We start from the raw sequence: 20039 nt of genomic DNA, 5'->3' as shown, positions 1-20039 counted from the left end.
AACTTGGCAATAGCAGCCCTGCGGTGGCAAGACCCGCGTTATTTCGCCGATCCCGGCCCAACCCTGAGATAAGGAAGCGTGTTATGTTCAAAGGCTCGATGCCCGCCCTGGTCACGCCGTTCAAGGACGGTGCAGTGGATTTCGACGCGCTGAAAAAACTTGTCGACTGGCATATCGCGGAAGGCAGCAGCGGGATCGTACCGGTCGGCACCACGGGCGAAAGCCCCACGGTCACGCATCGCGAGCATGAAGAGGTGATCCGCGCCGTGGTCGAGGCAGCGGGCGGCCGCGTTCCGGTGATGGCGGGGGCAGGGTCGAACAACACCGAGGAGGCGCTGCGCTTTGTCCAATATGCCAAGGATGTCGGCGCCGATGCCGCGCTGGTGGTGACGCCCTATTACAACAAGCCCACGCAAGCGGGCATGTGTGCCCATTTCGCCGCCGTGAACGAGGTCGGCCTGCCGATCTACATCTACAATATCCCGCCCCGGTCGGTGGTGGATATGACGCCGGAAACCATGGGAAAACTGGCGAAACTGCCCAATATCGTGGGAGTCAAGGACGCCACGGCGGATATTACCCGCGTCTCAAAGCAGCGCATCACCTGCGGCACCGATTTCGTGCAGCTGTCGGGCGAGGATGCCTCTGCCCTCGGATTCAACGCGCATGGCGGGGTGGGGTGCATCTCCGTCACCGCCAATGTCGCGCCGCGCCTCTGCGCCGAGTTCCAGGCCGCGACGCTGGCAGGTGACTATGCCAAGGCGCTGGAATACCAGGATAAACTGATGCCGCTGCATGAGGCGATCTTCCTGGAACCGGGCGTGTCAGGTGCCAAGGCCGGGCTGGCGATGCTGGGGATGTGCCGCGAGGATGTGCGCCTGCCGCTGCTGCCGGTCTCGGATGTGACGAAAGAGGCGCTGCACATGGCCATGCGCCATGCCGGACTGATCCATTAGAGGCGCAGAATTCGGCGAAATCCTCCACGCCCGTCAGGCCCCAACAGGTTTGGCGGGCGATTTTCTTGACAAGAGTGTCACCTATTCTTGGCGCATGTGTCACTTTTTCAGCCGGACCGAATCAAGTGGCTATTTCCTGACGGCCCGTTAACCTTTCCGAGGTTCATGCGAGGGGCTCGGGCTGCATCGCCGACCTGTTCAATGCGTGCCTGAACAAGTCGGCAGGCACCGCTGTTCGCGATGACGCGCATCGACGTGGATGGCGACGGGACGCAAGACATGCAGATCGTGGTGGCCAATACCGGGCTGCTGACGGCGAATGATTTCGTGCTCTAAAGGCGTTAACTATCTTTTGACTGAAACTGGAATGAGCCTATCCTGACCGGCATGCATTTTCGCATGACAAAGGATAGCTCAATGCCCCTTACGTTCATCAACTCCGGTGCCGCGACGATCAATCTTACCAGTAATTTCGACTACCTGATGCTGCCGACCGAAACACTGGGGGTCAGCGCGGGTAACGCGATCAGCGGGCTCTCGGTCGACCGCATCGACCTTGCAATCCACGGGTTTGTCGCGGCCGGGACAGACGGGGTCCATATCGAAGGGTCCAGCGCGTCCGCGAGCAGTCGGATCTATATCGCTGAAAGCGGCACGGTTCACGCCGGGTCTAATGGACTTTCATTGAACACGGGCAGCTTCAGGCTGGAGAATCATGGGGAGATTACAGGGGTCGTAGGTGTATCCGGCTCCGCCGTTGACACGGTCGTGCAACTCTTCAACTACGGAACCATTACCGGGTTCAGCCTGTTTGGTCCGGGTGTCCGTATGGCGTCAGGCGATCTGCGATCGGCGAATTACGGAACCATTACCGGCTATACTGCGGTGCAGATTTCTTCATACGATGTCAGCGACACGGTCAGGTTCGACAATTTCGGGTCGCTCATCGCAACAGACGCCATTGCATATTTCGGCGATAGCGACAGTTCAGATGTTTTCCGGAATTTCGGGGATGTCAACGGCGCGGTTCTTCTGGGAGATGGCAGCAACGTCTTCCACAACTCCGGCATCGTCCTTGGGGCCTACGGGGGTGGTGCCGACGAGGACATTATCCGCAACACCGGCCTCATTACCGGCGATGTGAATCTGGGGTCCGGCGCGGACACTTATCGCGGCTTTGGCGGCACGGTGACGGGGACCATCGACGGCGGGGCTGGCGACGATACGTTCTTTGTCGATCAGGTCGGCGTGGTGATAGATGGCGGCGCGGATTACGACACTGTCGTTGCGCGGGCGGATTTTGTCTCGGGCGGCGGGATCGAGCGGATCGTGCAGCGGGGGTCGGAGGGACTCGACGCGACCGGCGACGATGGTGCCAACCTGATCCAGGGCAACAAGGGCGACAACGCGCTGACGGGGCTCGACGGCAATGACACGCTGCGCGGCGATAATGGCGACGACCAGCTCCTTGGCGGTTCGGATAACGATGTGCTCTTCGGCGATGCCGGCGACGACACGCTGATGGGGCAATCCAACGACGACGTGCTGCGGGGCGGCAGCGGCAATGACGTGCTGATCGGCGGCTCTGGCCGCGACGTGATGCTCGGCGGGGCGGGGTCGGATGTCTTCGTCTTCGAGGCGGTGACCGACAGCGGCTTCGGGGCCTTGCGCGACGTGATCCGCGACTTCGAGACCGGTATCGACCGGATCGACCTGTCGGAGCTGAGCGACCCGGCCTTCACCTTCGAGGGTACCGGGGGTCTGAGCGGCACGGGGGCCAGCGTGGCCTATACCGTGAACGGGGCCGGCCATGCCATCGTGCAGATCGACGTCGATGGCGACGGAAGCGCGGACATGCAGCTGGTGGTGCAGGACACCGTCAGCCTGAGCGCGGATGATTTCCTGCTCTGATCCGCGCCGCAACTGGACAGTGGGTGGCCTGCCCCCTACATGGGGCAGGTCATGAACAAGAAAGCCTCAGACCCGAATTACAAGGTGATCGCCGAAAACCGGCGCGCGCGATATGATTATGCCATCGAGGAAGACCTCGAAGTTGGCATCATTCTGGAGGGATCCGAGGTCAAGTCGATGCGGCAGGGCGGCTCGAACATCGCCGAGAGCTATGCCGCGGTCGAGGAGGGGGAGTTGTGGCTGGTGAACTCCTATGTCGCGCCCTATGCGCAGGCCAAGACCTTCGGCCATGACGAACGCCGCCGCCGCAAGCTGCTGGTCAGCCGAAAGGAAATGACGAAGCTGTGGAACGCGACGCAAAGGCAGGGCATGACGCTGGTGCCGCTGGTCATGTATTTCAACCACCGCGGTCTGGTGAAGCTGAAGATCGGCATCGCCAAGGGCAAGAAAAACCAGGACAAGCGCGCGACCGAGGCCAAGCGGGACTGGCAGCGGCAGAAGGCGCGGCTCCTGCGCGACCGGGGCTAGCCACGCAATTCGGCCTGGTATTCGGCCGGCAGTTTCGCGGTCGCCGCCCGGCGCGTCGGTTTCGGCAACACGTCGCGATAGGCCCGCAGGAAGGCGACAAGCGCCGCCTCGTCATGCTTGCCCGCCTCGCGCAGCCATGACCCAACCGCCTTTTGCACGTAGGGGTGCGGATCGCCCGCCAGAAGCCCGGCGATGCGGAAGGTATCCTCGGTCTGGCCGAGGCGCAGGAAGGCGAAACTCGCGACGATGGCGCTGCGCCGCTGCATCGGTCGGTCCGACAGGGCGAGATCGTCAAGGACAGAGCGGTCCCGGTCGACAAGCCACTGGCCCAGAACCCTGGGCGCAGCGCGATCGACAAGATCCCAGTTGTCGATCCGGTCATGGCGGCGGATGTAGAGATCGAACAGCGCCTTTCGGTCCTCCTCCGGCAGTTTCGGCCTGGCGGCCTTGAAATCCATGATGCTCACCGCGGCCATGCGCAATTCGTAGCGCGGATCGTCCAGCAGGGGCTCGATCTCGGGGATCGGCAGATCGGTGAAGGGTTTGGCCAGCTTGAATATCAGCGGATGCGGCACGCCGATGATGACGGTGTCGGGAAGATCGCCGCTATAGAACCGGGCCACGCCAGGTATCTCGTCCGGGTCGGCAGCGGCCTTGAGCGCGGCGATGACGTCTGCATGGGTCATGGGATGTCAGCCTAGCCCGCGCCCCTTGCCAGTGCCAAGCCATTTGCCGTAGGGCTATGGCCGATAACATTCAAGAGATGGGGAGGCCGCCGATGCCCGCCGATGATCCGAAAACCCTGGTCTGCACCGACTGGCTGGCCGCGCATCTGAAGGATCCGGATCTGCGCGTCATCGACGCCTCGTATTACCTGCCCGACATGGGGCGCGATGCGAAGGCCGAGTACGATGCGGGCCATATCCCCGGCGCGCGGTTCTTCGATATCGACGAGATCTCGGACAGCGCCAGCGCCCTGCCGCATATGGCCCCGCCGATCGAGAAATTCATGAGCCGGATGCGCGCCATGGGCGTGGGCGACGGGCATCAGGTGGTGGTCTATGACGGCGTGGGCCTGTTTTCCGCCGCGCGGGTCTGGTGGTTGTTCAAGCTGATGGGCAAGACCGATGTGGCGGTGCTGGATGGCGGATTGCCGAAATGGCGGGCCGAGGGGCGCGAGATCGAGGATATGCCCCCGGTCGTGAAGGATCGGCACATGACGGCGCAGCGCCAGGCGCATCTGGTCAAGGATGTGACGCAGGTGGCGGCCGCGGCGAAACTGGGCGACTGGCAGATCGTCGATGCGCGCAGTCCGGCCCGGTTCCGGGGCGAGGAACCCGAGCCGCGCGAGGGGCTGCGGGCGGGGCATATTCCGGGCTCGCTCAACGTCCATTACGCGACGCTTCTGAACGAGGACGGCACCCTGAAGCGCGCCGCCGACCTGCGCGCGGCGTTTGAGCAGGCGGGCGTCGACCTGGACCGGCGCATCATCACCACCTGCGGATCAGGCGTGACGGCGGCGATCCTGTTTCTGGGGTTGGAGCTGCTTGGCCACCGTGATGTGGCGCTCTATGACGGGTCGTGGTCCGAATGGGGGCAGTTCGAGCAGTTGAAGGTCGAGACCGGATGAGCATCGTTCCGGCGGGCACCGAGGTTCCCTACCAGGTGACGTTTCTTGAGATGACGAAGCCGCCCGAGGCTGATGCGCCTGCGCTGCCCGGAGACCTGCGCCTTGAGGTGGCCCGCAAGCCGCCCGTCTGGTTCTTCCTGTCGCTCTACGATGCGGTTGGGCAGGAGTATGAATGGGTCGATCAGCATGACGAGGCCCCCGAGGATCTGCGCGCCTGGCTGCATGGCCCGGATATGGCGCTGACCGTCGCCTACCGGCATGGCTGGCCGCAAGGGTTCTACCTGCTGGACCGGCGCGAGGCCGGGATCTGCGACCTGGCCTATTTCGGGCTGGTGCGCGAGGCCGTGGGGACCGGGATCGGGGCCAGGCTCTTGCAGAATGCGATCCGGGCGGGATGGGCGCGGGCCGGCACGGAAAAGCTGACGGTCAACACCTGCACGCTGGACCACCCCCGCGCGCTGTCCGTCTACCAGAAGGCCGGGTTTCGCCCGGTCCGGGTCGAGGACTGCACGCGTGTGCTGCGCCGTGACCGAGACCCGTCCAAATTCGCCGATTGAGGAGTGATGCGATGTTCGAGACCCTGACCGCCCCCGAAGTGGACAAGATCATTCGCCTGATGGGCATGTTCCGCGACGACCCGCGCGAGGACAAGGTCGATCTGGGCGTCGGCGTCTACAAGACCCCCGAGGGCCGCACGCCGGTGATGCGCGCCGTGAAGGCGGCCGAGGAGCTTGTCTGGCAGGCGCAGGACAGCAAGGGCTATGTCGCGCTGGCGGGCGATCCGGGTTACCTGGCGGCGATGCGGGCGCTGATCTTCGGCGACGCGGTCGCGGCGAACCGGATCGGGGCGGCGGGCACGCCCGGTGGCACCGGCGCGGTGCGGCAGGTGCTGGAGATGGTCAAGCGCTTGACGCCCGAGGCGACGGTGTGGGTTTCCGCGCCCACATGGCCCAATCACCCCGCGATCATCAGCTATCTCGGGTTGGAGATGCGCGAATACCGTTACTACGACTCCGAGACGGGCGGGTTGGACCGGGCCAGCATGATGGAGGATCTGGCAGGCGTCGCGCCGGGCGACCTGATCCTCGTGCATGGCTGCTGCCACAACCCCACCGGCGTCGATCTGGACCTGGAGGATTGGCGCGCGATCGGGGAACTGTGCCTCGATCGCGGCGCGGTGCCCTTTGTCGACATGGCCTATCTGGGGTTCGGCGATGGGCTGGAGGAGGATGCGGCGGGCCTGCGTCTGCTGGCGGGCATGGTGCCGGAATTGCTGCTGGCGGCGTCCTGTTCCAAGAATTTCGGCCTCTACCGCGACCGGGTCGGCATCGCCATGGCGATGGGCGCGGATGCCGAGCGGGCGCTGGCCGCGGGCGGGATGCTGGCGTGGCTCAACCGTCAGAATTTTGCCTTTCCGCCCGATCATGGCGCGCGCGTGGTGCAGACGATCCTGGATGATGCGGACCTGACCGAGATGTGGCGGAGCGAACTGCGCGAGATGCGCGAGAGGATGGCCGCCAATCGCCGCGCCTTGGTGGCGGAGCTGCGGCAGGTGACGGGATCGGACCGGTTCGCGTTTCTCGGCACGCAGAAGGGCATGTTCACGCTGTTGGGCGCGACGCCCGCGCAGGTGGACCGGCTGCGCGAGGAGTTCGGCATCTACCTGGTGGGCGACAGCCGGATCAACGTGGCGGGGTTGACCGATGCGAATATCCCGGTTGTGGCGAAGGCGGTGGCCGAGGTGATGCGCTGAGGCGGAAAAATCTTCGGACAAGATTTTTCGGGCCACAAGAATTTTGAAGGAAAATTCTTGGCCCGCGCTTGCCAAGAGGTTTCGCATTGCGGTAAGCCGCAGCCCGACCCTTGGGCAGCCCGAGGGCCAAGTCTCCGCGACCTTGTCAAAACGGAAAGCCAGATATGACCCGCTCGATCCTGCCCGGCATTCTTGCCATGGCGGCCACTGTTGTCGCCTCCAACATCCTTGTGCAATTCCTGTTCGGCCAATGGCTGACCTGGGGGGCCTTCACCTACCCGGTGGCCTTCCTGATCACCGACGTGATGAACCGCGCCTATGGCGTTGCCGCCGCCCGCCGCGTGGTGGTCGCGGGGTTCGTCGTCGGTGTGCTCTGTTCTCTCATCGGCACGCAGATCATGGGCGAGTTCGGCCCCCTTGTGACATGGCGCATCGCGCTTGGTTCGGGCCTGGCCTTCCTGACCGCGCAGCTTCTGGATGTCAGCGTTTTCAACCGCTTGCGGGGCGGCGCGTGGTGGCGGGCGCCTTTGGCATCGACTCTGATCGGGTCTTCTGTGGATACGGCGATCTTCTTTACAGTGGCATTTTCGGGGGCGTTGGCCTTCCTGGAACCTGCCAATGACGTGTCCTGGGCGGGGGAGGTTCTGCCGCTTCTGGGCTTGGGTCCGCAGGTGCCGCTCTGGGTGTCCTTGGCGGTTGCGGATTGGGGCGTGAAGCTGGCGCTTGCGATCCTGGCGCTGGTGCCGTTCAGACTCATCACACGGCGGCTGATCGCAGGGGTTGCATAAAAAGTTTTGACAAACACAAAATCTATGGCAACCTGCCCCTAACAGAAACAAACGAAAGGAGGTGATCCAGTGTCTAGAGAGGTATTGGAGAATGGCGTCGGGACAGTCTGGGGAGGTCGCCTTTAGGCAATCCTAGCGGTAGAAACCGCCCCAGGTGGGCCCTCGGTCTAACCGGCCCCGCCTCCTTAAATTCTCGTGAAGGGTCGCCCGTCGTGGCGGCCCTTTTCGTTTGATCAGGGGGGGTGCCTTTCTGTACACCCCTCGATGCACCCCCCGTACACCCCCTGAGGCGACATGTTGCGCGTGAATGACCAGATCGAGATCGCCGAATGGGAGCTGACGGAGGCCTTCGTGCGCGCCTCGGGCCCCGGCGGGCAGAACGTCAACAAGGTCTCGACGGCGGTGGAACTGCGCTTCGAGGCGGAGCGCTCGCCGCATCTGGCGGACGCGGTGAAACGGCGGCTGAGGCGGCTGGCGGGGAGCCGCTGGACCAAGGACGGCGCGGTGGTGATCTTCGTGCAGGAGACGCGTTCGCAGGCACGGAATAGAGAGATCGCGCGGGAGCGGTTGGCGGAACTGGTGTTGCGCGCGACGGAGGTGCCGAAAAAGCGCAAGCGGACGCGGGTGTCGCTGAACCAGAAGCGCAAGCGGGTGGAGGCGAAGAAGGCGCGGGGGGAGGTGAAGCGGCTGAGGGGTGGGGTTGATCCGGAGTGATTGGTGGGCAGAACTGCCCACCCTACGGTTGACTTCGAAGGCGGTGTTACCAAATATTGGTAGTGGTTGGTTTCGGAGGTGTCCCAATGGCGCGCAATACATCGGTTTCGCTGGGCGATCATTTCGCCGGGTTCATTGACGAGAAGGTCGCTGAGGGCCGCTATGGCTCGGCCAGTGACGTGATCCGGGCGGGATTGCGGTTGCTGGAGGAGGAAGAGGCCAAGCTGACCCGGCTCATCAGGGCGGAGATTGCGAAGGGCGAGGCGAGTGGGATTGCGGAGGGGTTCGATTGGGATGAGTTCCGGGCGCGCAAGATGGCCGAACACCGTGCGAAGTTGGGCGCCGCTGAATGAAGGCGCTCGAATACGCGGCGGATGCGACGGCGGATATTGAAGCGATCTGGGATTACACCTATGACGCAGCGTTGGAGGTTCGAATTCGCGGGGTTGTTGACCGGGCACACCGCTTCACGGGCGGCGGATGACGTGAAACCCGGCCTGCGCCGCGCGATGGCGGAGGGGCACGTGGTGTTCATCCGGGAAAACGAGACGCGGGTGACAGTGGTGAGGGTGTTGCATCAGCGGATGGATCTGGGACGGGTGTAGGGGTGTGCTAAAGCTGTAGGACTGAAAGTTTCTCAAGCACCCACCGTCCAAATACCTCCATTGGCGTTTTGAATGATTTTAATTGCACTCATTCTGGCGAAAGTTGCAACAAAGCTATGATGCACGCTAAGTACTTCCTCCTGTAATTCTTGGTCGTCTTCCAACGCTTTCACGTTCAAGCCCATCCCCAAACACTGGTCGATGAAGAAATGGTGACTGTGCTCGGCAGTGCCTTCGTAGTCCATCAACGCAGCAACAGCCGTCTCGGCATGTTTCTGCGGATCAGCTTCATCTTTGAACATGCCCGTCGTGAGCCACGAAACAACCATTGCTCGAGAATGTTCAACAGACCGCTCGCAATCAAGAATGAAAGCAGGTGGATACTTTGCGAAAACCTGTTGATAGAGAAGTTGCTTCATTGGCTCGCGCTTGATCTCGAATATCGCGCGTTCAACTTCTGCCAAGACACCCATTGCTGGATGCCCGCGAACTTGAGGATCAGTTGGACCGAGGCATGAGTGCTTGCCAAGGATTATTTCTTTCGAAGCACATGCGATCATCGTACCAACCGACATAGCCATATGTGGAACAATCACTCGGATATCACGACCGAACATCTTAAAGAGGTATTCGACCATGGCGCGACCCGCTTCAACGCCACCCCCCGGTGTGTGAATCACTAAATCCAGACCCTTAGACCGATCAAGGTTGTGGACGACTGCCATCAAACCGTTCATGTCCAAATCGGTTATCGCCGACTCGGGATGCACGCGGCCATCAGCACTGCGTTTCTGCAGGTACCCAGAGTAGTAGGCAATCACGTTGCGCTCTACTTTAGCCTCAAGTTGAGAGATATACTTTTTCCTGGTTTGATCACACGCTTCGGGCGTACCAATTGCATCAATCTCGTTGTTTATTTCGTTCCAAGTTGGCATTTCCGAACACCGTTGATGAGCTTACAGTGATTGGAGTGAAGACGCCGTAGCCGGAGAAAGCAAGCTCAGATGCAATTAGAGGGGCGGAGCTGGTGCCTGCGTCCGAAGTGTCCGCTGCCGAAACATCCTTGAAAATGCCATGTGCTCGCATTTCGTCAATGATATTAGACATTTCAGTAGCTCCCTAACCGAAGTGATTCTCAAGTGTAACACGAGAGAATCGGCCAAGCGAGGGCTGATTACAGAAAATGGTGCAGAGTCAAGAACTATCCACAAGATGTAGTACAGATATCAAACCACAACCTCCACCCGCTCCTGCTCCCCGACCCCGAACACCCGCTTATACCTCAAAATCTCCGCCTCCGGCCCCATCGCCTTCTCCGGGTTGTCCGACAATTTCACCGTCGGCCGCCCGTTCGCCGCCACGGCCTTGCAGACCAGCGAGAACGGGGCCAGCGCGTCATCCGGCACCAGCCCGCGGAAATCGTTGGTCAGCAGCGTGCCCCAGCCGAAGGAGACCTTCACCCGGCCCGCGAATTGCGCCTGGAGTTCGGCGATTGTCTCCACGTCCAGACCGTCGGAAAAAATCACCAGCTTCTCCGCCGGATCCTCGCCGCGGCTCTTCCACCAGGCGATGGCGATCTCGGCGCCCGTCGCGGGGTCGCCTGAATCGATGCGGATGCCTGTCCAGCCGGCCAGCCAGTCGGGGGCGTTCGCCAAAAACCCTTCGGTGCCGTAGGTGTCGGGCAGGATGATGCGCAGGTTGCCCGAATGCTCTTCGTGCCAGTCGGAAAGCACGTCATAGGGGGCGCGGGCGAGGGCGGCGTCATCCTCGGCCAGCGCGGCGTAGACCATGGGCAATTCATGGGCGTTGGTGCCGATGGCCTCGATCTCGCGGCGCATGGCGATGTGGCAGTTGGAGGTGCCGGTGAATTTCGGCCCCAAGCCTTCCATCATCGCCTGCACGCACCAGTCCTGCCAGAGGTAGGAATGCCGCCGCCGCGTGCCGAAATCGGCGATGCGCAGGTCGGGGATGTCGCGCAGGGCCTCGACCTTCTGCCAGAGTTTCGTCATGGCGCGGGCGTAGAGCACCTGAAGCTCGAACCGGCCCATATCGGCCAGCACGCGGCGGCCGCGCAGCTCCATCAGGACGGCCAGCGCCGGGATCTCCCACAGCATGACCTCGGGCCAGGCGCCCTCGAACGTCAGCTCATACTGGCCGTCGCGTTTTTCCAGGTGGTAGGCGGGCAGGGACAGCTTCTCCAGCCAGTCCATGAAATCGGGGCGGAACATCTGGCGCTGGCCGTAGAAGAGGTTGCCGCGCATCCAGGTGCTTTCGCCGCGGGACAGGCGGAGCGAGCGGATGTGGTCGAGCTGTTCGCGCAACTCCCCTTCGTCGATCAGGTGGGCCAGCTTGATGCGGTGGGTGCGGTTGATGAGCGAGAAGGTGACATCCGTGTCGGGCTTGTTGCGGAACACCGACTGGCACATCAGCAGCTTGTAGAAATCGGTGTCGATAAGGGAGCGGACGATCGGGTCGATCTTCCATTTGTGGTTGTAGACGCGGGCGGCGATATCGACCATGGAACGGCCTTTCCGTGACAGCGGGCCGGGGGATGGCCGTTTGCATCGGTTAGAGCAAACCGGGCGGGCCATTTGCAAGCGGAATGGCCGCCTATTGCGGTTCGCCGCGCAGCAGGGCGATCGAGGCGCGGTCGGGTTGCCCGGTTTCGGGCAGGCCATTGGCGGCCTGGAAGGCGCGCATGGCCTGGCGCGAGGCCGGCCCCCAGTTGCCGTCGGGTGTGCCGGGATCATGGCCCGCGCGGGTGAGGGCGGTCTGCAACGCCAGATAGTCGTCGCGCGACAGCGACAGGGTGGAGAATCCGCAGGCATCGGCGGCGGCGTCATAGGCGGCGGGGCCGCCATCGAGCGGGAAGAGCGCGTCATGGGTCTGGCCATTGCGCTCGACGAGGCGCAGGAAAATCCGGTCGGCGTCGTAGATGCGGCGCATCAGGGCGATGGCGCGATCACCGAAGAGGCCCGCGCCCTCGCCGGTGGTCAGCTTCGACCATTGCTGCGTTTCCGCCGGGTTATCGCCGATGCGGAACGTCACCTCGATGGAATTGCTGCGGATATTGGTCAGCAGGTAGTCATCCGTATCGTAGATGAGCGCGGGCGTCCCTTCGCGGCAACTGACGATGAGGGACGGGTTGTCGCCATAGCCCGATGTCGAGAACTCGGCCACGTTGATTGCGGTGATGCTGAGGCTGTCATCGAGCGGCGCGCGCTCGCGGGAGATGCCCCACCAGCCGCTGACCTCGAACCCCTCCTGGTGCAGCTGGCGAAAGGCGGGGCGCGCATAGTCGATCTGGGGAAAGCGCGGATCGACCCAGGGGTCGGTGGGCTGTTCCGGCGCGGGGGCGGGCCCGCTGGCGACATCCGGGGGCGGGGTTTCGGGCGCGGCGGCGCCGGGGGTGGGCAGGGCGATGCCATACTCCGCCTCGAACCATGCAAGCCTGAGCCGGGTCAGCCCCAATTGCTCGGCGTGATAGGCCGCGAGTGCCGAAAGCTGCAACAGGCCACCGGTTCCCTCGGCCTCGCGCCTTGCGGCTTCGACGCGGGCCTCGGCGGCGGCGATCTCGCCTGCCAGTTGGCCCGCGCGGGCCGGATCGGGCGTCCGGGTGGGCAGGCGGAGGTCTTCGGAGGCGCCTGTGGCCTCTCCGGTAAGTCTGAGCGTGATCATGTCGCGGGTCAGCGCGAGGGTCTGGCGACGCAGAAGCAGGATGTCCCGGATCGCGCCACCCTCATAGCCCGCAAGATCGCGCTCGACCTCGGCCAGGCGGGTTTCGATGGCGTCCAGACTGCCCGCGAGGGGATCTTGTTGCGCGGATGCGGGACGGGTCAGGACGACCGCGAGGAGACAAGCAGACAGAAACACACGCATCATCGCACCGACCGATTACCAAAAGTGACAGGTCCTGTTTGTCGGACCGATCCTTACCAAAAGGTTAACGGCGGGGAAGGTTTGGCCCTTTGTCCCGACAGAATTTGCCGATAGGGGAGGGGGATGACCGAAGACGCGCGATATTCCATTTTTCTGGCCACCGCCCCCGGACTGGAGGCGGCGCTTGCGCAAGAGGCGGCGGCCAGGGGGTTTGCCGAGCCGCGCGCCGTGGCGGGCGGCGTAGAGGTGGCGGGCGGCTGGGCCGATGTCTGGCGTGCCAATCTGGAGTTGCGCGGCGCGGGCCGGGTGCTGGTGCGGCTGGGGGCATTCCGGGCGATGCACCTGGCGCAGCTGGACAAGCGGGCGCGGAAATTTCCCTGGGGGGATGTCCTGCGCCGGGATGTGCCGGTCCGGGTCGAGGTGACTTGCCGCAAGTCGAAGATTTACCATGCCAAGGCGGCGGCTGAGCGGGTCGAGCGGGCCCTGGTCGAGGAGCTTGGCGTGACGCTTTCGCCCGAGGCGGAATTGGTGGTGAAGGTGCGGATCGAGGATGATCTGTGCACGATCAGCGTCGATACGTCCGGCGCGGCGCTGCATCGGCGCGGGCACAAGGAATTTGTCGGCAAGGCCCCGATGCGGGAGAACCTCGCGGCGCTGTTCCTGGCGGAATGCGGGTTTGACGGCACCGGGCCGGTCGTCGATCCGATGTGCGGGTCGGGGACATTCGTGATCGAGGCGGCGGAGGTTTCGGCAGGGATGCAGCCGGGGCGGTCACGGCGCTTTGCCTTCGAGGATCTGGCAAGCTTCGATGCGGGCGCGTTCGCGGCGATGAAACGGGATGTGACGGCAGAGGGGCCGGTGTGGTTCTTCGGCTATGACCGCGACGATGGCGCGATCCGGGGGGCGCAGGCCAATGCCGAGCGGGCCGGTGTCTCGGGCGTGACCGCGTTTGCACGGGCTGCGATCAGCGACTTGCAGCCGCCCGAGGGGCCGCCGGGGCTGGTCATGGTGAACCCGCCTTACGGGGCGCGGGTGGGCAACCGGAAGCTGTTGTTCTCGCTTTACGGCACGCTCGGCAAGGTTCTGGCGGAGCGGTTTTCAGGCTGGCGCGTGGGGCTGGTGACGAGTGACGCGGGGCTGGCCAAGGCGACCGGGTTGCCGTGGGTGCCGCAGGGCAGGGCGGTCAGTTTCGGGGGGCTGAAAGTGCATTTGTGGCGGACGGATGCGTTGCCGTGAGGTGGGGCGCGGTGGGCAGACCTGCCCACCCTACGCCAGCGTCACCCCGGCGGATTTCATCTCGTCCACCGCCGCAGCGAGTGACCCGTCGAGGTCGATGGCGCGGCAGAGGTCCATCTGCACGGTCACATCAAAGCCCAACCTCGCGGCATCCACGGCCGAGAACTTGACGCAGAAATCGGTGGCGAGGCCCACCATGGTCAACCGCGTGATGCCGCGCGTGCGCAGGTAGCCCTCAAGCCCTGTCGGGGTTTCGTGGTCATTCTCGAAGAAGGCCGAATAGCTGTCGATGGCGGGGCGGAAGCCCTTGCGGATGATCAGGTCGGCGGCGACGGTGTTCAGGTCGGCGTGGAAGGCGGCGCCGGGGCTCGACTGGATGCAGTGATCGGGCCAGAGAACCTGCGGGCCATAGGGAAACTCCACCACTGACATGGGCGCGGCACCGGGGTGTTCGCTGGCAAAGCTGGAATGGCCGAACGGGTGCCAGTCCTGGGTCAGGACAATGGCGGAAAAATCCTCCATCAGCGCGTTGATGCCGGGCACGATCTGGTCGCCGCCATCGACGGCCAACGCACCGCCGGGGCAAAAGTCGTTCTGCACGTCGATGACGATCAGGGCATGGGTGTCTGGGTGCATGGGGCCTCGTCCTTGGATATGCGCGTGTTCCCCATACCCTACGCAGGATGGCGCCATTGGCAACGCGCAATATCCTTGATCTTGCGGCGAAAACTCCCGATCCTTCCGCAACGAGGGAAGGCGGCCCGCCGATGCAGTATCATTTTGCCGATTGCGTTCTGGACACCGGCAGCTTTCGCCTGCTGCGCGGCGGCGAGGTGCAGGCGGTGGAGCCGCAGGTGTTCGACCTGCTCTGTGTCCTGGCCGAGAACGCAGGCGCCCTGGTCAGCCGCGACAAGCTGATCGAGACCGTCTGGAAGGGCCGGATCGTGTCGGATGCGACGATCAGCGCGCGGATCAACGCCGCCCGCAGCGCGGTGGGCGATGACGGCAAGCGGCAGGCGGTGATCCGCACGGTGCCGCGCCGGGGGATCGAGCTGGCGGTGCCGGTGACGCATGAGGGGGCTGCCGCCGCGGGCCCGCGTGGCAGCCAGGTGACGCGCTACACGACCTCGGCGGATGGCACGATGCTGGCCTATGCGATCTCGGGCGATGGGCCGCCGCTGCTCAAGGCGTCGCATCACGTCACGCATCTGGAACTGGACTGGCTCAGCCCGCTCTTGCGTCCGACCTTCGACGCATTGGGGGCCACGCATCAACTGGTGCGCTACGACATGCGCGGCGCGGGGCTGTCGGATAGCGGCGGGACGGTGTCGCCGATGCGGGCCCATGTCGAGGATCTGCTGGCGGTGGCGGATGCCGCCGGACTGGAGAGGTTCCCGATCCTGGCCACCTTGAACAGCGTCGCGGTTGCGATCCAATGCGCGGCGGAGTATCCCGAGCGGGTCAGCAAGCTGGTGCTGCAACAAGGCTATGCGCGCGGGCGGGCCCTGCGCGGTGCCCCCGATACGCCTGCGCGCGACGATCCGTTCCTGTCGCTGATCCACGCCGGCGGATGGGGCGACCCGCAAAGCGGCCTGATGCGGGCCTGGATGACGATGGCGGTGCCGGGGCTGCGGTTCGACGAGATCACCGAGTTGATCACCTATGTCGGCAAGGCCACCTCGGCGCGCGAATCCGTGATCAACCGCGAGACCATCGACCGGTTCGACGCGCGGCCCTATCTGGGCAAGGTGTCGGTGCCAACGCTGGTGATCCATGCGCGCAACGATGTGGTTCACCCGATCACCGAGGGCCGCCTGATCGCGGCGGGGATCGAGGGGGCGGAGTTCCTTGTGGTGGAAAGCGGCAACACGCTGTGCCTGACGCCCGATCCCACCTGGCAGCAGCAGACCGATGCTATCCTGGAGTTCCTGGCGCGCGACTGACGCGCGGGCCGGGGTCTTGAGCATCCCCGGACAGAGGCGTAACACCGCGCGCATGTATACCATTGCCGCGCTCTATCACTTCACCCGGTTCGAGGATCCCGCCGCCTTGCAGGCGCCGCTGCGCGCGGTCTGCGCGGCCAATGCCGTGCGCGGGTCGCTTTTGCTGGCGGGCGAGGGGATAAACGGCACCATCGCGGGGCCGCGTGACGGGTTGAACGAGGTGCTGGCCCATATCAGGGGCTTGCCGGGCTGTGCCGGTCTGGAGTGGAAGGAAAGCACCAGCGACAGCCCTCCCTTTGGCCGCCTGAAGGTGCGCCTGAAAAAGGAGATCGTGACGCTGGGCGTTCCGGGGGTCGATCCCAAGGCGGCGGTGGGTCACTACGTTCGGGCGCGGGACTGGAACGCGCTGATTTCCGCGCCGGATGTGGCGGTGATCGACACGCGCAACGATTACGAGACCGCCATCGGCACGTTCCGGGGGGCAGTGGACCCGGAGACCGAAAGCTTCCGCGACTTCCCCGCCTGGTGGGAGGCGAACAAGGACCGGTTTCACAATAAGCGGATCGCGATGTTCTGCACCGGCGGTATCCGCTGCGAGAAATCGACCAACTACCTGATTTCCCAAGGCGTTGAGGAGGTCTACCACCTCAAGGGCGGAATCCTGCAATACCTGGAGGATGTGCCCGAGGAGGAGAGCCTGTGGCAGGGCGACTGTTTCGTTTTCGATGAGCGGGTCTCGGTCGGGCATGGGTTGAGCCAAGGCCCGCACGCTCTGTGCCGCGCCTGCCGCCGTCCGCTGACACCGCGGGACATGGAGCGGCCCGAATATGAAGCGGGCGTGCAGTGCCATCATTGCGTGAATGAACACTCCGAGGCCGATCGCGCCCGGTTCCGCGAGCGGCAGAAACAGATCGCGCTGGCGAAGGCGCGCGGGGAAACCCATCTGGCGGGCGGATAGGGTTTGGCCGCTTTGATTGGCATATTCGGCGGCCCGGACTGGCGCGGGGTGATGACATCGCTGGCGGTGGGCCTCGCTTCTGGGTGGCTGGCCTATATGGCCGGGATGCCCCTGCCATGGATGCTGGGCGCGATGCTGGGCAATACGGTGGCCGCACTTGCGGGCGCACCTGTCCGGGCCTCGATGCCGCTGCGCAACATCTTCGTGCCGATCATCGGGGTGATGCTGGGCTCGGGTGTCAGCGCCGAGACCTTCGAGGCATTGGGCGATTGGAGCATTTCCTTCCTTGTGCTGGCCCCGTTCCTGATGACGGCGGCGGGCGGGTCGTACCTGATCTATCGCCATCTTGGCCGGTTCGATCCGGTCACCGCCTATTTCAGCGCCATGCCCGGGGGGCTGAACGAGATGCTGCTCTTGGGTGGCGAGGCGGGAGGCGAGGAGCGGCGGATCGCGCTGGCCCATGCGTCGCGCGTGCTGCTGACGGTCACCTTCGTGGGCCTGTTCTTCGGGCTGGTCCTGGGGGTGCAATCGGGGCGCAACGGCGGGATCTGGACCCCGATCGGCGCGCCGGGGGTGCTGGATTACCTGATCTTGATCGGTTGCGCCGCATTGGGCGTACCGTTCGGTCGCCTGTTGCGCCTGCCCGCGCAGCGCCTGCTTGGGCCGATGATCCTGAGCGCGGCGGCGCATGTCGTGCAACTGGTCGACCTGCCGCCGCCGACGGTCTTTGTGATCGCGGCACAGGTGGTGATGGGCTCGCTGATCGGCACGCGGTTCCTGGGCGCGAGACTGCGCGAGGTCGGGCGCGACCTGTTCCTGTCGGTGTTTTCGACAACCATCATGCTGATCACCGGCGTGGGCTTTGCCTGGGTCGTGGCCAGCCTGACCGCGACCGACCTGGCGCAGGCCTTCCTGGCCTATTCGCCGGGCGGTCTGACCGAGATGAGCCTGTTGGCCTTCGCCCTGGGCGGCGACATCGCCTATGTCTCGGTCACCCATATCGTGCGGATCGCGATCGTGGTCTTCTCGGCGCCGCTGTTCTTTCGCTGGATCAACCGGCGCTGAGGCGCGGGATCACCCGGCAAGGCGGCGCAGGCTGTCGACCATCGGGTCGATCAGGGCGCGGTCGCGGTCCGAGCGGATGACCAGCGCGGAGGGAAGCTCGAACACCGGGGCGTCCTCGACGATGTGAAACACCCCCGTCTCCAGCTCGGGGCGCACGAAGCGGTCGGGGAAATAGGCATATCCGCGCGCGTTCTTGAGATATTGCAGCGCCAGCCAGCCGATGTTGAACGACATCCGGGTGCGGAAGAACTCGGGGAACCCGGCGGCCAGCTGCGCGTCGAACTCGGGCCCCCATTCGATATGCACGTAATGGTCGGGCCGCACCGGCGTTTCAGGGTCGGACGAGACGAGGCGCAGGCGTTCGATGCGGAAGGGAAGCTGCTCCAGCCTGGGGCGGTGCTGCGGCGTGTACATGAGGCCGATATCGAGATGGCCGTCGATGAGACCTTGCATCAATTCCGGTTCAAAGGCGATCTCGGCGCGAAAGGACACGTCGGGGCGGCGGCGGGACTGATCCTCAAGCCAGGTCACCGCCTGCGCATCCCACAGCCCGAACCGGGCCCCGATGGCGACCTGCGCGCGAATGGTGTCGGGCAGGCCGGTCTCGCGCCGCGCCCTTTCAAACGCCCGCACCATCTGAAGCGCGCGGGGCTGGAACCGAAGCCCCGCGCCCGTCAGCGTCGCGCCGGTGCGGTTGCGCTGGAAGAGGGTGCATCCCAACACCTCCTCAAGCGTCCTGATCCGCGCGCTGATGGTCGATTGGGTGACATGGAGCCGTTCGGCCGAGGCGACGAAGCTGCCGGTATCCGCCACCGCCAGAAAGCTGCGGACCTGTTCGATATTCATGGCGCTCCCATCGAAGAAACCGATTTGATAGGCCAATTATATTCGTTTTACTAATTCTATGATAGGCGTATCCTTGAGGCTCCCCCGAAACGCGACATGTCAGGAGTGCCCATCATGACCCTTGCAAAGCTGTTCAGAACCCCCGCCAAGCGTGAATTGCTGCTGAGTATCCTGGTGATCGCCGCCGGGATCGCGGTGATGGTCACCGGCAATTTCGCGGGCTGGCTGGCCTTCTCGGGCTTTGGTGGCGGTCTCATCTTCGCCGGTTTCTTCCTGTGGCTGCATGGCGCGGTCACCCGACAGGAGGAAATCCGGGACTGAGCCGGATCAACCGGGATCGGAGCCCCGATGCCCCGGCACATGCGCGCCGAGAAGCTGGATCAGTTTGCGGTAGGAGGACCGGTGCCGGTTGCGCAGGTGGATCGCGGAATAGACCGGCTGCGGAATGACCGGGGCGCGGTCGACGTAAGCGAAGCGCCCGGTGGCGGTCAGCTCGGCCGCGGTATCCTCCAGCACGTAGCCCGATCCGCCGAGCGCGGTCAGCATGGCCGAGGTCAGCGAGTTCTGCCCGCATTGGATGGCCGACGCGCTGAGCCCCGGCAAAAGCGTCTTGTGCAGACGGTCGAAGGCATCGCTGATCGCGGCCTGCACGTAACTGTCGGCAGGGATTGCGGCGAGCGTGTCGGCGACGTCGGAGATCATCCGGAAGCGGACCTCGGAGAGGGTTTCGAAATAGAGATCGGGATGCGGTTTCGGCGTGTAGATCACCGCCACGTCAAGGATACCCTGCATCAGGTCGTTGCACATCTGGGTGGAGAAATCGGCCTCGATATAGAGCGCGGTATCAGGCAGGTAGGCGCGGAAGGCACGTACCCAGTCGCCGATCTGTGGTGAGGTCAGGTCTCGTTGCAGCCCGACGCGCAGGGTGGTCGCGGTGGGTCCCGCATCGCGGGTGGCGCGCAGGGCCTCGGACCAGCCGACGCGCAGGGCGCGGGCGTGGGGCTCGAAGCGCAGCCCTTCGAGGGTCAGCGAGGTGCCGGAGCGGTTGCGCTGGAAGAGCCTTCGGTCGAGGGATTTCTCCAGGCTCCTGATGCGGCCCGAGACGGTGGATTGGGTGATCCCGAGCCGGTCGGCGGTGCGGTTGAAGCTGCGCGTGTCGCAGAGGTCAAGGAAGGTTTCGACAAGTTCGATCTGCATCGCGTGGGCCTTTCCGGTGCGCTTGGGTGC

The 20039-nt window shown here is 64.3% G+C and carries 24 protein-coding genes; 16 read left to right on the top strand and 8 right to left on the bottom strand.

Translation table 11 applies throughout. The features are described 5' to 3' along the window. Positions 1–83: 83 nt before the first annotated feature. From dapA to smpB, 3 genes are all read left to right on the top strand, one after another. Complete coding sequence (gene dapA, locus HNS34_RS09925; RefSeq protein WP_172319912.1) at positions 84–956, top strand: 4-hydroxy-tetrahydrodipicolinate synthase; 873 nt, start codon at positions 84–86, stop codon at positions 954–956. A 417-nt stretch (positions 957–1373) separates the two neighbouring features. Continuing rightward, a complete protein-coding gene (locus tag HNS34_RS09920; protein WP_172319911.1) occupies positions 1374–2867 on the top strand; it encodes a calcium-binding protein in 1494 nt (497 codons plus the stop codon). A 51-nt stretch (positions 2868–2918) separates the two neighbouring features. Next, a complete protein-coding gene (gene smpB / locus HNS34_RS09915; protein ID WP_172319910.1) occupies positions 2919–3395 on the top strand; it encodes an SsrA-binding protein SmpB in 477 nt (158 codons plus the stop codon). Here the strand turns inward: smpB and HNS34_RS09910 are convergent. After that, positions 3392–4081: a DNA alkylation repair protein gene (locus HNS34_RS09910; RefSeq protein ID WP_172319909.1), complete on the bottom strand. Its 690-nt coding sequence runs from the start codon at positions 4079–4081 to the stop codon at positions 3392–3394. The genes smpB and HNS34_RS09910 overlap by 4 nt on opposite strands. A gap of 92 nt (positions 4082–4173) precedes the next feature. Between HNS34_RS09910 and sseA the strand changes: the two genes are divergently transcribed. From sseA to HNS34_RS09875, 8 genes are all read left to right on the top strand, one after another. Further along, positions 4174–5025 (top strand): 3-mercaptopyruvate sulfurtransferase, encoded by an 852-nt coding sequence (gene sseA / locus HNS34_RS09905; RefSeq protein WP_172319908.1) that lies wholly within the window; start codon positions 4174–4176, stop codon positions 5023–5025. Then, a complete protein-coding gene (locus tag HNS34_RS09900; RefSeq protein ID WP_172319907.1) occupies positions 5022–5582 on the top strand; it encodes a GNAT family N-acetyltransferase in 561 nt (186 codons plus the stop codon). The genes sseA and HNS34_RS09900 overlap by 4 nt, the downstream gene beginning before the upstream one ends. Positions 5583–5593: 11 nt before the next feature. Continuing rightward, positions 5594–6778, top strand: coding sequence for an amino acid aminotransferase (locus HNS34_RS09895; protein ID WP_172319906.1), 1185 nt, complete (start codon positions 5594–5596; stop codon positions 6776–6778). A gap of 164 nt (positions 6779–6942) precedes the next feature. After that, on the top strand, positions 6943–7566 hold the full coding sequence (locus tag HNS34_RS09890; protein WP_172319905.1) for a queuosine precursor transporter: 624 nt from the start codon (positions 6943–6945) through the stop codon (positions 7564–7566). A 294-nt stretch (positions 7567–7860) separates the two neighbouring features. Then, the gene (arfB, locus tag HNS34_RS09885; RefSeq protein WP_172319904.1) at positions 7861–8280 is read left to right on the top strand and encodes an alternative ribosome rescue aminoacyl-tRNA hydrolase ArfB; all 420 of its coding nucleotides are present in this window, start codon (positions 7861–7863) and stop codon (positions 8278–8280) included. 86 nt (positions 8281–8366) lie between these two features. Next, positions 8367–8633, top strand: coding sequence for a type II toxin-antitoxin system ParD family antitoxin (locus HNS34_RS09880; protein ID WP_172319903.1), 267 nt, complete (start codon positions 8367–8369; stop codon positions 8631–8633). Continuing rightward, complete coding sequence (locus HNS34_RS20920; protein WP_268879089.1) at positions 8630–8764, top strand: hypothetical protein; 135 nt, start codon at positions 8630–8632, stop codon at positions 8762–8764. The genes HNS34_RS09880 and HNS34_RS20920 overlap by 4 nt, the downstream gene beginning before the upstream one ends. After that, entirely contained in the window at positions 8730–8885 is a 156-nt protein-coding gene (locus tag HNS34_RS09875; protein ID WP_172319902.1) for a type II toxin-antitoxin system RelE/ParE family toxin, read from the top strand. Before HNS34_RS20920 ends, HNS34_RS09875 begins: the two co-directional genes overlap by 35 nt. A 32-nt stretch (positions 8886–8917) precedes the next feature. On the opposite strand, the gene HNS34_RS09870 is transcribed toward HNS34_RS09875, so the two are convergent. The 4 genes from HNS34_RS09870 to HNS34_RS09855 form a co-directional block, all read right to left on the bottom strand. After that, positions 8918–9820: an SDH family Clp fold serine proteinase gene (locus tag HNS34_RS09870; RefSeq protein WP_235952683.1), complete on the bottom strand. Its 903-nt coding sequence runs from the start codon at positions 9818–9820 to the stop codon at positions 8918–8920. Continuing rightward, the gene (locus tag HNS34_RS09865) at positions 9786–9992 is read right to left on the bottom strand and encodes a hypothetical protein (protein ID WP_172319901.1); all 207 of its coding nucleotides are present in this window, start codon (positions 9990–9992) and stop codon (positions 9786–9788) included. Before HNS34_RS09865 ends, HNS34_RS09870 begins: the two co-directional genes overlap by 35 nt. Before the next feature lie 119 nt (positions 9993–10111). After that, complete coding sequence (gene pncB, locus HNS34_RS09860) at positions 10112–11404, bottom strand: nicotinate phosphoribosyltransferase (protein ID WP_172319900.1); 1293 nt, start codon at positions 11402–11404, stop codon at positions 10112–10114. A gap of 91 nt (positions 11405–11495) precedes the next feature. Then, positions 11496–12767: a peptidoglycan-binding domain-containing protein gene (locus HNS34_RS09855; RefSeq protein WP_172319899.1), complete on the bottom strand. Its 1272-nt coding sequence runs from the start codon at positions 12765–12767 to the stop codon at positions 11496–11498. A 120-nt stretch (positions 12768–12887) separates the two neighbouring features. Between HNS34_RS09855 and HNS34_RS09850 the strand changes: the two genes are divergently transcribed. After that, positions 12888–14000 (top strand): THUMP domain-containing class I SAM-dependent RNA methyltransferase, encoded by a 1113-nt coding sequence (locus HNS34_RS09850; protein WP_172319898.1) that lies wholly within the window; start codon positions 12888–12890, stop codon positions 13998–14000. Between the two features lie 30 nt (positions 14001–14030). Here the strand turns inward: HNS34_RS09850 and pncA are convergent, their stop codons facing one another. Beyond that, entirely contained in the window at positions 14031–14636 is a 606-nt protein-coding gene (gene pncA, locus HNS34_RS09845) for a bifunctional nicotinamidase/pyrazinamidase (protein ID WP_172319897.1), read from the bottom strand. 131 nt (positions 14637–14767) lie between these two features. On the opposite strand from pncA, the gene HNS34_RS09840 reads away from it, so the two are divergent. Genes HNS34_RS09840 through HNS34_RS09830 form a run of 3 tightly spaced genes read left to right on the top strand, consistent with a single transcriptional unit; the run spans position 14768 to position 17966 of the window. After that, entirely contained in the window at positions 14768–15943 is a 1176-nt protein-coding gene (locus HNS34_RS09840; protein WP_172319896.1) for an alpha/beta hydrolase, read from the top strand. Between the two features lie 52 nt (positions 15944–15995). After that, positions 15996–16901 carry an oxygen-dependent tRNA uridine(34) hydroxylase TrhO gene (trhO, locus tag HNS34_RS09835; RefSeq protein WP_172319895.1) on the top strand — a complete coding sequence of 302 codons (906 nt, stop codon included), beginning with the start codon at positions 15996–15998 and terminating at the stop codon, positions 16899–16901. A gap of 51 nt (positions 16902–16952) precedes the next feature. Next, positions 16953–17966 (top strand): AbrB family transcriptional regulator, encoded by a 1014-nt coding sequence (locus HNS34_RS09830; RefSeq protein ID WP_172319894.1) that lies wholly within the window; start codon positions 16953–16955, stop codon positions 17964–17966. 9 nt (positions 17967–17975) lie between these two features. On the opposite strand, the gene HNS34_RS09825 is transcribed toward HNS34_RS09830, so the two are convergent. Beyond that, positions 17976–18812, bottom strand: a complete 837-nt coding sequence (locus tag HNS34_RS09825; RefSeq protein ID WP_172319893.1) for a LysR family transcriptional regulator — start codon at positions 18810–18812, stop codon at positions 17976–17978. Between the two features lie 114 nt (positions 18813–18926). Here HNS34_RS09825 and HNS34_RS09820 point away from each other — a divergent pair, with 114 nt between their 5' ends. Continuing rightward, positions 18927–19133 (top strand): hypothetical protein, encoded by a 207-nt coding sequence (locus tag HNS34_RS09820; RefSeq protein WP_172319892.1) that lies wholly within the window; start codon positions 18927–18929, stop codon positions 19131–19133. A 6-nt stretch (positions 19134–19139) separates the two neighbouring features. Here the strand turns inward: HNS34_RS09820 and HNS34_RS09815 are convergent, their stop codons facing one another. Beyond that, the gene (locus tag HNS34_RS09815) at positions 19140–20009 is read right to left on the bottom strand and encodes a LysR family transcriptional regulator (RefSeq protein WP_172319891.1); all 870 of its coding nucleotides are present in this window, start codon (positions 20007–20009) and stop codon (positions 19140–19142) included. Positions 20010–20039 lie beyond the last annotated feature (30 nt).

The organism is Alterinioella nitratireducens (assembly GCF_013155465.1).
In the GTDB taxonomy this organism is placed as follows: domain Bacteria; phylum Pseudomonadota; class Alphaproteobacteria; order Rhodobacterales; family Rhodobacteraceae; genus Alterinioella; species Alterinioella nitratireducens.
This window is presented reverse-complemented; position numbering and strand designations above follow the sequence as displayed.